A 12,253-nucleotide genomic window follows, 5' to 3' on the forward strand; every position below is an offset into this window, starting at 1 on the left:
GGGCGGCGGCTGTGGTGTCCTCGGGGTGCCACTGCACCCCGAGGAACCACCCGGCCGGCGAGGCGAGTTCGACCGCCTCCACGGTGCCGTCGGCCGCCCGCGCCGTCACCCGGAGTCCGCGCCCGAGCCGGTCGACGCGCTGGTGGTGGTAGCAGGACACCTCCCGCTCCCCCGCGCCGGTGACCGACGCCAGCAGGCTCCCGCCGACCGGCGCCAGCCGGTGGAGCACGTGCCGGTGGTCCCGCCCCGGGCCTCCCATGTCCTGCTCCAGGGAGCCGCCGAGCACCGTGTTGACCACCTGGAGGCCGCGGCAGACGGCCAGCGTCGGCAGGCCGGCCACCAGGGCGTACCCGGCGAGCGCGAGGTCGAAGGCGTCCTGCCCGGGGTGCAGGTCGTAGACCTCGGGGTGCCGGTCGGCCCCGCCGTAGTACGCCGGGTCGAGGTCCCCGCCGCCGGGAAGCAGCAGGCCCGCGCAGCGCGCGAGTCGCTCGGCGATCTCCTCCGCCCCGGCGGCCCCCGGCGCGCGGGGCCCGGCGGGCAGCATCATGAACGGCTCGCCGCCCGCCCGGTAGACGGCCTCGGCCAGCGCCTCGGCGGTCACCAGCGCGGCGTACCGCAGCGCCGAGGCCGAGGCCGAGTACCGGGCGGGCAGGGCGATCAGCGGCCGGGCCGCGCTCACAGCCGGATCCAGGTGGTCTTGAGGTCGGTGTACTTGTCCAGCGCGTGGGCGGACTTGTCGCGGCCGTGGCCGGACTGCTTGACGCCCCCGAACGGCACTTCGAGCCCGCCCTCCTCGTAGCAGTTGACCCAGACCGTCCCGGCCCGCAGCGCCCGCGACATCCGGTGGGCGGTGGAGAGGTCCGCGGTCCAGAGCCCGGCGGCCAGCCCGTAGACGCTGTCGTTGGCGAGCCGGACGGCCTCCTCGGGGGTGTCGAAGACCTGGACGGCGAGGACCGGGCCGAACACCTCGTCGCGGGCGAGCCGGGAGTCCGCCGCGACCCGGTCGAACACGGTCGGCAGCAGGTAGTGCCCGCCGGTCTCCGCGAGGGTGGCGGCGCCGCCGGCCCGCAGCCGGGCCCCGTCCTCGTGGGCGGCTCCGACGTGCCCGAGGACGCGCTCGCGGTGGGCCGCCGTGACCAGCGGGCCCATCTCGGTGGCCGGGTCGAGCGGGTCGCCGACCCGCAGCGTGCGGGCGCGGGCCACGACGGCGTCCACCACCCGGTCGGCCACCGCGCGGTGCACCAGCAGCCTGGACGGCGCGGTGCACATCTCCCCCTGGTTGAAGAAGATCCCCCAGGCGGCGGTGGCCGCCGCGCGGTCCAGGTCGGGGGCGTCCGGCAGCACGATGTTCGGGGACTTGCCGCCGAGTTCGAGCCAGACCCGCTTGAGGTTGGAGTCGGCGGCGTACCGCAGGAAGTGGCGCCCGACCCCGGTGGAGCCGGTGAAGGCGAGCGCGTCGACGTCCGGGTGGCGGCCGAGTGCGCGGCCGGCCTCCGGGCCCTGGCCGGCCAGCACGTTGAGGACGCCGTCCGGCAGTCCGGCCTCGACGGCGAGCGCACCGAGGCGCAGCGCGGAGAGCGGGGACTGTTCGGCGGGCTTGAGCACCACGGTGCAGCCGGCGGCGAGGGCCGGCGCGGTCTTCCAGGCGGCCATGGTGAGGGGGAAGTTCCACGGCACGACGGCCGCCACGACGCCGACCGGCTCGCGGGTGACGAGCGCGAGGGCGTCGCCGGGGGTGTGCGGGGCCTCGTCGACCAGCTTGTCGGCGAGCTGTCCGTACCAGCGGAAGGTGGCGGCCACCGCGCGCAGTTCGATGTCCCGCGCCTCGGCGACCGGCTTGCCCATCTCCAGGCTGATCAGCAGGGCGAGTTCGTCGCGGTGCAGCTCGACCAGGTCGGCCAGTCGCTGGAGTGCGCGTCCGCGGTCGGCCGGGGCGGTCCGCGGCCACGGGCCGTGGTCGAAGGCCCGGCGGGCGGCGGCCACCGCGGCGTCCGCCTCCGCGTCGCCGCCGGCGGCGACCTCCGCCAGGACGCGGCCGTCCCGCGGGGAGACCACCTCGAAGGTGGCGCCGCCGCCGGGTTCCTGCGTGCCGCCGATCAGGTGGGCGGTGGGGAGGGCGAGCTCGCGGGCGCGCCGCTGCCAGTCCTCGTACGTGCCGCCGTGCTGCGTTCCGCCCGTCACGGTGCCTCCGGTTCAGGTCGCGGCGAATGCCGCCGGGAGCTTCATTTGGAAGCAAACGATAGCCAACGACAGCGTCACGTCAAAGGGTTGACCTCGCCGAGCGCCGCCCCTATGTTGTTTGGAACCAAACGAGTAGAAGGAGGGCGCGCATGCCCGTCCACCCCGCGGCCACCGTCGACGCGCCGCCGCCCCACCTCGCCACGGTGGCCGGGGTCCCCGTGGACACCCGCCACTGGATCGGCGGACGCCGCGTCGCCTCCGCCGACACCTTCGCCGACCACTCCCCCGTCGACGGCACCGAGCTCGCCCGGATCGCCCGGGGGTCCGCCGCCGAGGCGCGGGCCGCCGTCCTCGCCGCCACCGCCGCCCAGCCCGGCTGGGCCGCCACCGCGCCCGCCGAGCGCGCCCGGCTGCTGCACGCGATCGCCGACGGCGTCGAGGCCCGGCTGGAGGACCTCGCCGCCGTCGAGACCGCCGACAACGGCGCCCTGCTGCGCTCGCACCGACGCGGTGTCATGCCGCGCGTGGCCCACAACTTCCGGTTCTTCGCCGACCGGCTGCTCACCCTCGCCCACCCGGAGCTCGACACCCGCGGCCACACCAACCGGGTCAGCTGGGACCCGGCCGGCCCGTGCGTCCTCATCACCCCCTGGAACGCGCCGCTGATGCTGGCGACCTGGAAGGTGGCCCCCGCCCTCGCCGCCGGGAACACCGTCGTGCTCAAGCCCGCCGAGTGGTCACCGCTCACCGCCTCGCTGCTCGCGGACATCGCCGCCGCGGCCGGCCTGCCCGACGGCGTCCTCAACGTCGTCCAGGGCTACGGCGCCGAGGTGGGCGCGCCGCTCACCGCCCACCCCGACGTCCGGCGGATCAGCTTCACCGGCTCCGTCCCCACCGCCCGGCAGATCGCCGCGTCCGCCGGCCACCACCTCACCCCGACCAGCCTCGAACTCGGCGGCAAGTCGCCGCTGCTGGTCTTCGCCGACGCGGACCTCGACCTCGCCGCCGACCTCGCCGCCGAACAGTTCGACAACGCCGGCCAGGTCTGCCTCGCCGCCACCCGCCTGCTGGTCGAGGCGTCGGTGGCCGAGGAGTTCACCGCCCGGCTCACCACCCGCGCCGCCGCACTGCGCCAGGGCGACCCGCGCGAGGAGACGACCGACGTCGGACCGAACATCCACCCCCGCCAGCTGGAGCGGATCGACGGCTACGTCCGGCGCGCCCTGGGCAACGGCGCCCGCGCGGTCTTCGGCGGCGGGCCGAACGAGGAGCTGGGCGGCCTCTACTACCGCCCGACCCTGCTCACCGACGTCCACCAGTCCTCCGAGATCGTCCAGGAGGAGGTCTTCGGACCGGTGCTCACGCTGCAGACCTTCGCCACCGAGGAGGAGGCCGTCACCCTCGCCAACGACACCCGCTTCGGCCTCGCGGCCACGGTCGTCACCGGCGACCGGGAGCGCGCCGACCGGGTCGCCGACCAGCTGGTGGCCGGCACCGTCTGGGTCAACTGCTTCTTCGTCCGCGACCTGCGCGCGCCGTTCGGCGGCTCGCGCGAGTCGGGCGTCGGCCGCGAGGGCGGCGACTGGAGCTTCGACTTCTACTGCGACCTGCGCAACACCGTCACCGCACCGAAGGGCTGGGCCCACCATGGGTGAGATCGTCGGCGCCGGGCTGCTCGCCCACGTCCCCACCATCGTGCTGCCCGAGGCCACCCGGCGCGAGCTCAACGGAGGCCGCGAGATCAGCCTGGTCACCGGCCTCCGGGAGCTGCGCCGGGACGTCTTCGAGACGGTCGACTACGACACGGTCGTCCTCCTCGACTCGCACTGGGCCACCACCGTCGAGTTCGTGGTCGCCGCCCAGCAGCGCCGGGCCGGCCTGTTCACCTCCGAGGAGCTGCCGCGCGGCATGCGCCGGATGCCCTACGACTACCCCGGGGACCAGGAACTCGCCCACTCCGTCGCCCGGTTCGCCGACCGCCACGGCACCTGGATCACCCCGATCGACGATCCCTGGCTCCCGGTCTACTACGCGACCGTCAACCTCTGGAAACACCTCGGCGAGGGCCTGCCGGACAAGCGCTGGGTCAGCATCGGGGTCTGCCAGACCGGCGACGCCGAGGACCACCTGCGCCTCGGCCGGGCGCTCGCCGACGGCATCGCGGCCGTCGACCGGAAGGTCCTGGTGATCGCCTCCGGCGCGCTGTCGCACACCTTCTGGCCGCTGCGCGAGCTGCGCGACCACGAGGCCAGCGACCCGAGCCACATCTTCACCCCGCAGGCCCGGGCCGCCGACGAGCAGCGGATCGACTGGTTCCGCCAGGGCCGGCACGACCGCGTCCTCGACACCATGGACGAGTTCCGGGCCTTCAAGCCCGAGGCCGGCTTCGGCCACTACCTGATGCTGGCCGGCGCCCTCGGCGAGCAGCGCTGCACCGCGCCCGCCCGCCAGTACGGCGAGTACGAGAACTCCGTGGGCACCGGACAGGCGCTGCTCTGGTTCGACCGGCCCGCCGCCGGCTGGACCGCGCCGCGGCCCGGGCCCGCCCGCCACGACCCGCACCACCACGTCGACCCGCACCACGACGGACCGCACCGCGACGATCCGCACCACGTCGACGGTCCCGCCGGCCCCCGCACCGAGGAGCTCCCCCATGCCTGAGTACCGCCGGATCCTGCTCGACGGCGCCGTGGTCGAGGTACGGCGCGAGGGCGCCGACCTGGTCGCCGGCGACGGCCGCCGGGTCTCCGCCGAGTCCGCCCACCACCTGCCGCCGGTCGTCCCCAGCAAGATCATCGCCGTCCACCTCAACCACCGCAGCCGGGTCGAGGAGTTCGGCATCAGGCTCACCCCGGCCCCGACCTACTTCCACAAGCCCGTCTCGGCGCTCAACTCCCACGAGGGCGCCGTGGTCCGGCCCGAAGGCTGCCGCTACCTCAACTACGAGGGCGAGGTGGCGATCGTGATCGGCCGCACCTGCCGCAACATCGCCCCCGCCGACGCCGGGGCGTACATCGCCGGGTACACCGTCGCCAACGACTTCGGCCTGCACGACTTCCGCGACACCGACGCCGGATCGATGCTCCGGGTGAAGGGCTCCGACACCCTCGGCCCGCTCGGCCCCGGCCTGGTCACCGACTGGGACTTCCGCGGCAAGTACCTGCGCACCTACGTGAACGGGACGATCGTCCAGGACGGCTCCACCGACGAGATGGAGTGGGACATGCACTACCTGGTGGCCGACATCGCCCGCACCATCACGCTCCACCCCGGCGACGTGCTGCTCTCCGGCACACCCGCCAACTCCCGGCCGGTGCAGCCGGGCGACGTCGTCGAGGTCGAGGTCGAGGGGCTCGGCCGGCTCCGCAACCACGTGGTGGCCGGTCCGGTGCCCGTCCGCACCGACGTCGGCGCCCAGCTGACCGCCTCCGAGGAGGTGCTCTCCACCGCCCTCGGCGGCGACTGGGAGTTCCGGGGCGTCCGGCCGCCGGTCCGCACCGCCCACTGACCGGTCCGGTCCCCGGCGGTGGACCGGCCCGACGGCGCCGGGCGGGCCCACCGCCGGGGACCGGCCGACCGCGTCACCACCCCACGGGCTTGGAGACCTCCGCCCACAGGGGAGCGATCAACTCGTTGACCCGCTCCCGGCCTTCCGGTGATCCGAGGTCCGGAACCCCGCTGCCCGGCACCACCTCCAGCGGTCCGCCGTCGGCGTGCTCGAAGCGGTCGCGGTAGAGCACCAGCGCGCGCTCGCCCCGGTTCCGGCGGGAGTCCCAGACGAGGCCCTGCGCGTCCGGCGCCTGCGCCCGGATCTCGCTCGACCAGCGCCGGGCCGCGGCGTAGTTCCGCTCGTCCTCCAGGAGTGTGGGCTCCTGGCGGACGGCGGCCAGGTCCGCCCCGGTGACCAGGGAGACGAGCGTGAGGTCGTACCGGGCGCGCAGGCAGCTCAGCGAGCGGCCGTGCACCGTGGCGTAGGAGACCTCCCGGGTGCCGAACGAGCCGTACGGCAGGGAGCGCAGCAGGCTCTCGGCGAGAGCCGTGACCGGGGTGTGCGCCAGGTACAGGTAGTGGTACGGGTCGAGCACCGTGCCCTCGAAGCGCCCTCCGTCGAAGTGGAGGTCCGAGAGCCTCGGGTTGAACTCGTCCGGCGCGTAGCGGGACTTGTGCACCCGCCACAGCTCCGTACCCGCCGGGACCGTCGTGACGTTCGGATACAGGGCGAAGTCGATCAGCGGGAAGGGGCTTTCCTTCCACGGGAAGAGACCGTCCTTCATCATTCTCCCTCCACCAGTTGGGTGGCCGCCCCGACCAGTCGGTGGTCGGGCAGCCGGCCGAGCAGCGACGCGGGCACGCCGCCCAGCCAGCTGTTCTCGCTGAGCCACCACGTTCCGGCGCCCCAGGGGTCGACGTCCGCGAGCAGCAACCGGTTGACCTCCAGGACGACCCGGTGCGGGACGCCGCCGTCCGCCCCGAACTGGAACTGCGGATAGCGGTCGCCGGAGCGGGCGTTCGGCACTCTGATCAGTTCGGGCGGCGGCGGGCCGCCGCAGCGGTCCCGCGCCTGCGCCGCCGAGAACGACGGCGCGTCGAGCAGCGGGTGGCCGTCCCGCCCGGCCTCCCCGGGGTCCGCCGCCCCGGCCGCCGGGGCCGACAGCCAGGCCAGCAGCTCGCGCACCTCGGCCACGCTCGCCGGCCCTGGTGGCGCGGCGACCTGCCGGAAGGAGTCCAGGGAGACCCGGACCGGATGGTCGAACGGCAGCGGCAGCAGGGCCAGCCGAACACCCTGGAGCGCCCTGCGCCAGCCCATCTCGTCGTCCGGGGCCACGGCGGCGAGCGCCTCCACCCGGACGACCAGTACGGCGTAGCGCTCTTCGCCGAGCCGCTCGCGGACGGTGTCCCGGTGCGTGTGGATGAGGCCGAGGAGCCGGTTCGCCGACCGCCCCCCGCGCCCGCCCGTCCCGTCGTCGTTCACGCCTCTCCCCCTTCTCGGACGGTCTTCTCCGCGGCACCGGCGCGCCCCGCGGCTTCGTCGTTCTCCACGCCGTCACCGGTGGCGTCGACGCCCGCTCGCGCCCCCGGGCCCGCCCCCGGGTGGCCCTGGTGGACGAAGGCCGCCCACGACGCGATCCGGTCGAGGCCCGGACGGTCCATCTCCCGGAGCAGGTCGCCGTGGAGCGAGCCCGGGTTCCGCCGGTCCGGGTCGAGCATCCAGCGCTGGGCGGCCCCGAGCGCGTCGACGGGACTGAGCCGGTCGACGTTCAGGTAGTGGTGGAACACGGCCATGAGCAGGGCCGACGCGCCGTCCGGGGCGGCCCAGCGCGAGCCGACGACGTCCCGGGCCCCGGCCGTGACGAAGCCCGTGGTGAGGGTGAGCGCCTCGTCGTGGTCGCGCATCGAGAGGTCCGTCTGACAGGCGCTCAGCACGACCAGCGGGCCGTCCCCCGGCCCGTGCCCGGTGTCCGGCCGGTCGAGGAGCCGGGTGACCGTGAGCAGACCGGGAGCGGGGTCCGGGCCGGGCGCCCGCGGATCCCGGTCGGGCCGGGGGGCGTGCCCGGGGACCGTCAGGTCGAGGGCCGAGGCCGTGGGGCTCGTACCGGCCGTGCCGTGCGAGGCCACGTGGAGCAGCGAGGCCCCGTCGGCGAGGTACCCGAGGACGGCCTCGGGCGTGCAGGGAGCCGTCGCGTCCACGCCCGGCTCCGAGATCGCCCCGCAGAGCCGGGCGCCCGGGTAGAAGGAGTCCCGCAGGGCCAGGACCTCGATCTCGGCGTACATCAGGCTCTGCCCAGGATCGGCGACCAGCACCGGTTCGGCCGCCGGAGGCCGAGGGGCGCGGCGCAGGGTGCGCAGGAACTGGCTCCCCGACGCGGCGTAGCTGACCACCGCGGACTGGCAGAGGTGCGCGCGGGGCGGTTCGCCGGGGGACCGTGCGGCGTGCCAGGGGACGATGCCCAGCCGCCCGCAGGGCACGAGGACGAACCGGAGCTGGCGGGCCCCGGGACCCGGCCGTTCGGGCCCCGGCCGTTCGGCGCCGGGCCGTTCGCCCCCCAGCCGTTCGGTGATGCCCGCGAGGACCGGGTCGAGGACCTCGTGGGCCCAGTCGCAGAGCCCGCCGAGCGCGTCCTCCCAGGTCCGCCGCGCACCGGGGTCCACCGCATCGCCGTCGCGCGCGGCGGCGCGTACGGCGGCGTCGTGCCCGGCCGTGGCGTCGAGGTAGCGTTCGAGCGGGCCGCTCCCGGCCCGGGACAGCGGCTCGCAGATCCACAGACCGGCCCCGAGCTCCGGGCCCACGACGATCACGACCCCGGGGCTGACGGAGTCGCCGGGGACCAGGTAGAGCAGCGCGTCCGCCCCGCCCTCCGCCAGCCCGTCCGCGAGCTCGCTCAGCGTGGGAGTCCGCACGAGGGCGCCCTCGTGCCGGTAGCCGAGTGCCTCCAGGGCCCGGCGGCGTAGCGTGCTGGGCAGTTCGCCGGGCACCCCGCCGCCACCGGCGGCCCCGTCGTCCTGGGTCCCGGTGGCGGTCCGCCAGGCGTCGGCGAGCTCGTGGTGGCCGCGCCGTTCGAGGAGTTCGGGGACGGCCAGGGCGGTGGACGTCGCCTGCAACACCAGGGCTCGGCCCAGCTCCAGCGCGGCCACCGCCTCGTGCAGCCGCCCCTGGGAGGCGGCCCACAGCGCACCCTGGAGACCTCGGCTGGCGCCGTCGCGGGCCGCGAGCAACCCGTGCTCGGCACCGCTCTGCAGGAGCACGTCCGCAAAGAGGGCGGTCAGCGCCTCCGTGGCCGCCGCCAGGGCCGAGAGGTCCGACACGTCCTCGTTGCGGACGCCCCGCTCCCGGTACGCCTCGGCGAGGCTCCACAGGGCCTCGGCGGCGATCCGCGGGGCCCGGCCCTCCCGCACACCGTCCCTGACCCGCTCCAGCTCCGCGATCAGCCGGTCGAGGAGCTGCCCGTCGGGGCTCAGGCCGTACCGCAGGCCCAGCTCGCGCGCGGAGCCGTACACCTCCTCCGTCGAGGACCGCGGAGGCGGGGGGACGTGCTCGGGCAGCGGAACCGTCGGGTCGCCGGCCAGAGCGGCCTGCAGCAGGTCGAAGTCCGGAAGGCGGGGCATCGGGATCAGGTCGCCGAACGGCAGTCCGCTCGCCCTGACCGCAGCCATGCCCTCCTTCATGGACGCCATGGCCCGCAGAGCCGCCTCCGGATCACGCGTGACGACGCCCAGCTTCCCGTGTGCCGCCCCCAGCGTCGCCAGGACGAATCCTCGGAAGGCCCCGTCCGGGACGTCCTCCGCCAGCGTCTCGGCCTCGGCCAGCAGACCGAGCGCCACCCGTACGTCGGCGTCGGTGTCCCCCGTCTGCCCGGCGTCCATGATCCGGCCGTACAACTCCCGGACGCGGTCCAGGACTCCGGGATCCCCGGCGCCGGGCGGCAGCAGGTCGGCGAGCTCGCCGAGGTGGCCGAAGGTCGCCGCCCGGTGGTGACGGCCCGCCGCCTGGTCCTGGTAGGTGCCGCCGGCCGCGGCGCTGATGCCGAGCAGCATCGCCCGGAGTGCCTCCAGGCCGGCGGACTGGTCGGGTCCCGGGGGCGGCCGGTCCTGGACCGCACGCAGCCGGCCGAGCAGCTCGTTGATCGCCCCGTGCGGGTCCTCGCCGTTCAGGGCGTCCTGGAGGCCGTACCTGGCGGCGCTCACGGCGTCCAGGGCGGCGGCGAGGCGGTGCAGAGCGTCGGGGGTGAGGAACTCCGACGGATCGGGGGCCGGCTCGGGGCTCGGGTCCGGGTCCGGGTCCGGCGGGGTTCGGGTCGGCGCGGTCCGCGGAGTCGCCGGATCCGGGTCCGGGGTCGGGGTCGGGGTCGGGGTCGGGGCGCCGTCCACCGCGCCGAGGAGCCGGTTCAGGGTCTGCCGCATCCGGTCCGCGACGGGCTCCCCGGCCGGGCTCACACTCGCGATCAGGTCGGCGAGTGCCGCCCCCAGCGAGCCGGCCGCCACGCTGCGCAGCTCGGGGTCGTGCTCCAACAGCCTCGTCAGCTCTTCGAGTTCGCCGACGGACGCCTCGCACTCCCGCACCGACGGCGCCACCCCGCCCACCGCGGGGAGCATCCGCCTGACCCGTTCCTCCGCGTCCACGACCCATGCGCGCAGCCCCCGCACGCCGCCGTCCTCCGCGTCACCCACCGGCGCCCCCGCCTTCCCGGTTCCGAGCTCACCCCTGTGCCTACGGCCACTATGCCGAGCCACCGGCCGGGAAGCGGCCGATTCCCTCACCGGACCGACAGATGCCCGGAATCCACCCGGAAATCAACCGGTTGATCTCCGGAACGCGCGCGGACGACCGGTCCGGCCGACGCCTCCGCGCCCTCTCCCCCGGCCCCCGGCCCCCCGGCCCGGATCACCCCGAGGGCCGCACGTCCTCGGCCGGCAGCCGGCCGGACCGGATCGCGTCCAGGAGCGCCGCGTGGTCGCGCTCGTTCTGGTCGGCGTAGGACTCGGCGAACCCCGCGACCGCGCGGTCGAAGGAGTCGCCGCGCCCGAGGTAGGCGGCGATCGCGATCCGGTCGCCGGACCTGGCGTGTGCGCGGGCCAGGGTGGCGCCGCACAGCTCGCCGAACGCCCGCATGCCGGCCGGCACCATGTCCTCGGCCACGGCGATGCCCTTCCAGTCGCGCAGCTGGCGGACGTAGAAGTCCCGGCGCCTGCCGTCGATGCCCTCGACCCGTTCCCAGCCGAGGAAGATGTCGCTCGCGGCCTGCATCAGCCGCTGCCCCGAAACCACGCGCTCGCCCTGGTTGGAGTACCGGCCGGCTCCGACGTGGGCGGCCAGGACGGAGGTGTCGGCCTCCTTCGCCTGGAGGAACAGCGGGTCCCGGCCGTCCCGGCCGAGCAGCAGGAAGATCCAGCAACGGGTGCCGACACTGCCCACGCCGACCACCTTGCGGGCCACGTCCACGAGCCGGTAGTCCTCCAGGAGGGTGCGCCGGTCCGAGGAGAGGGTGTGGCCGTAGCGCCCGACCAGGTCGAGGAGCTGCCCCTGCAACGTGTCGCGGGTGACGCCCGTGAGCAGGTCCGAGATCGGGACGAGCAACGGCGGGTCGGCGGCGATCCGGGCCTGCCCGTCCACCGTCTCGGTGAGCTTCTCGAAGGCCTGCAGGCTGTCGCGGGTGCGGGCCTTGGCCATGGCGCGCGCGAGCTGCTTCTGCCCGCGCTTGTGGATCCGGCCGGTGGCCAGCGCCTGGACGCGGGCCGCGTCCATCCTGGCGTACCAGACGTCGAGGTTGTGCATGCCCGCGAACCGCGCCATCGCCTCGCGGTACGACCGCACCGTGGCCCGCACGATGTCCGAGCGCTCGTCGTCGTCGAAGCCGTTCGCCCGCCCGGCGATGGCCAGGCTGGCCGACAGCCGCTTGACGTCCCACTCCCAGGGGCCGGGCAGGGTCTCGTCGAAGTCGTTGATGTCGAAGAGCAGTTGCCGCTCCGGGGAGGCGAGCAGCCGGAAGTTCAGCATGTGGGCGTCGCCGCACAGCTGGGCCCTGATCCCGGAGTCCGGCGAACCGGCCAGGTCGGAGGCCATGATCGCGGCGGCGCCCCGGTAGAACCGGAACGGGGACTCGCTCATCCGGCTGTAGCGGATGGGCACCAGCTCGGGGACCCGGCGGGCCGACTGCGACTCCAGGATGCCCAACGGGTCCGGCCGGCCCTTCGGCGGCTCGTACGCGGCGTGCGACGAGCGGGGGGCGCGGCGGCGGGCGGCCCTGCCGAGGGCCGCCCGCTCCTCGGGCGTGGCGTGTCGCACGGCGCGCATCGCCGGTCCGGCTTCCCGTGGCATCACAGACCTCCTGATCGGCCGGCGGCCACGGTGGCGTCCGACCGGCGCGGGTGATCGGCGGCCCGGACCGGGCTGCCGCGGAAGGCCGCCGGCCGGTCGCACACTGCTGTCTCGACCGATCATCGGGGACCGGACCGGGTCCGGCATCACGGGGCGGGCACCGGCACCGGGGTCTCCCGGGGCGGCCGGACGGCGGGCGCTGCGGCCGGGCGGGGCTCCGGGCCTCCGCCGGGCCTCCGCGGGGAGGGCCCGGAGCAC

General features: G+C 75.5%; 9 protein-coding genes. 3 read left to right on the plus strand and 6 right to left on the minus strand.

Annotation, left to right across the window (positions count from 1 at the left end; genetic code table 11):
• Window positions 1–679 (minus strand): gamma-glutamyl-gamma-aminobutyrate hydrolase family protein (locus tag ACFWOG_RS34275; RefSeq protein ID WP_380363144.1); only part of this gene is annotated, 679 nt, incomplete at its 3' end.
• The gene (locus ACFWOG_RS34280; RefSeq protein WP_380363146.1) at window positions 676–2,181 is read right to left on the minus strand and encodes an aldehyde dehydrogenase; all 1,506 of its coding nucleotides are present in this window, start codon (window positions 2,179–2,181) and stop codon (window positions 676–678) included. The genes ACFWOG_RS34280 and ACFWOG_RS34275, both read right to left, overlap by 4 nt.
• Before the next feature lie 149 nt (window positions 2,182–2,330).
• Here ACFWOG_RS34280 and ACFWOG_RS34285 point away from each other — a divergent pair, with 149 nt between their 5' ends.
• Genes ACFWOG_RS34285 through ACFWOG_RS34295 form a run of 3 tightly spaced genes read left to right on the plus strand, consistent with a single transcriptional unit; the run spans window position 2,331 to window position 5,689 of the window.
• A complete protein-coding gene (locus ACFWOG_RS34285) occupies window positions 2,331–3,836 on the plus strand; it encodes an aldehyde dehydrogenase (RefSeq protein WP_380363148.1) in 1,506 nt (501 codons plus the stop codon).
• Window positions 3,829–4,842, plus strand: coding sequence for a 3,4-dihydroxyphenylacetate 2,3-dioxygenase (locus tag ACFWOG_RS34290; protein WP_380363150.1), 1,014 nt, complete (start codon window positions 3,829–3,831; stop codon window positions 4,840–4,842). The genes ACFWOG_RS34285 and ACFWOG_RS34290 overlap by 8 nt, the downstream gene beginning before the upstream one ends.
• Window positions 4,835–5,689, plus strand: coding sequence for a fumarylacetoacetate hydrolase family protein (locus ACFWOG_RS34295; protein WP_329947635.1), 855 nt, complete (start codon window positions 4,835–4,837; stop codon window positions 5,687–5,689). The genes ACFWOG_RS34290 and ACFWOG_RS34295 overlap by 8 nt, the downstream gene beginning before the upstream one ends.
• A gap of 73 nt (window positions 5,690–5,762) precedes the next feature.
• Here ACFWOG_RS34295 and ACFWOG_RS34300 read toward each other — a convergent pair whose 3' ends face one another.
• From ACFWOG_RS34300 to ACFWOG_RS34315, 4 genes are all read right to left on the minus strand, one after another.
• Window positions 5,763–6,458, minus strand: a complete 696-nt coding sequence (locus ACFWOG_RS34300; protein WP_329947634.1) for an RES family NAD+ phosphorylase — start codon at window positions 6,456–6,458, stop codon at window positions 5,763–5,765.
• Window positions 6,455–7,153: a hypothetical protein gene (locus tag ACFWOG_RS34305; RefSeq protein ID WP_380363153.1), complete on the minus strand. Its 699-nt coding sequence runs from the start codon at window positions 7,151–7,153 to the stop codon at window positions 6,455–6,457. The genes ACFWOG_RS34300 and ACFWOG_RS34305 overlap by 4 nt, the downstream gene beginning before the upstream one ends.
• A complete protein-coding gene (locus ACFWOG_RS34310) occupies window positions 7,150–10,347 on the minus strand; it encodes a CHAT domain-containing protein (protein ID WP_380363155.1) in 3,198 nt (1,065 codons plus the stop codon). The genes ACFWOG_RS34305 and ACFWOG_RS34310 overlap by 4 nt, the downstream gene beginning before the upstream one ends.
• 214 nt (window positions 10,348–10,561) lie before the next feature.
• Window positions 10,562–11,995 carry a DUF2252 domain-containing protein gene (locus ACFWOG_RS34315; protein ID WP_329947631.1) on the minus strand — a complete coding sequence of 478 codons (1,434 nt, stop codon included), beginning with the start codon at window positions 11,993–11,995 and terminating at the stop codon, window positions 10,562–10,564.
• Window positions 11,996–12,253 lie beyond the last annotated feature (258 nt).

Origin of the sequence: Kitasatospora sp. NPDC058406, from assembly GCF_042722765.1 — a bacterium.
In the GTDB taxonomy this organism is placed as follows: Bacteria; Actinomycetota; Actinomycetes; order Streptomycetales; family Streptomycetaceae; genus Kitasatospora.

Bases quoted from the DNA above. Each gene is read 5' to 3' on its own strand.
- ACFWOG_RS34285 (WP_380363148.1), top strand. From the start codon at position 2,331: ATGCCCGTCCACCCCGCGGCCACCGTCGACGCGCCGCCGCCCCACCTC.
- ACFWOG_RS34295 (WP_329947635.1), top strand. From the start codon at position 4,835: ATGCCTGAGTACCGCCGGATCCTGCTCGACGGCGCCGTGGTCGAGGTA.
- ACFWOG_RS34315 (WP_329947631.1), bottom strand. From the start codon at position 11,995: ATGCCACGGGAAGCCGGACCGGCGATGCGCGCCGTGCGACACGCCACG.
- ACFWOG_RS34300 (WP_329947634.1), bottom strand. From the start codon at position 6,458: ATGATGAAGGACGGTCTCTTCCCGTGGAAGGAAAGCCCCTTCCCGCTG.
- ACFWOG_RS34290 (WP_380363150.1), top strand. From the start codon at position 3,829: ATGGGTGAGATCGTCGGCGCCGGGCTGCTCGCCCACGTCCCCACCATC.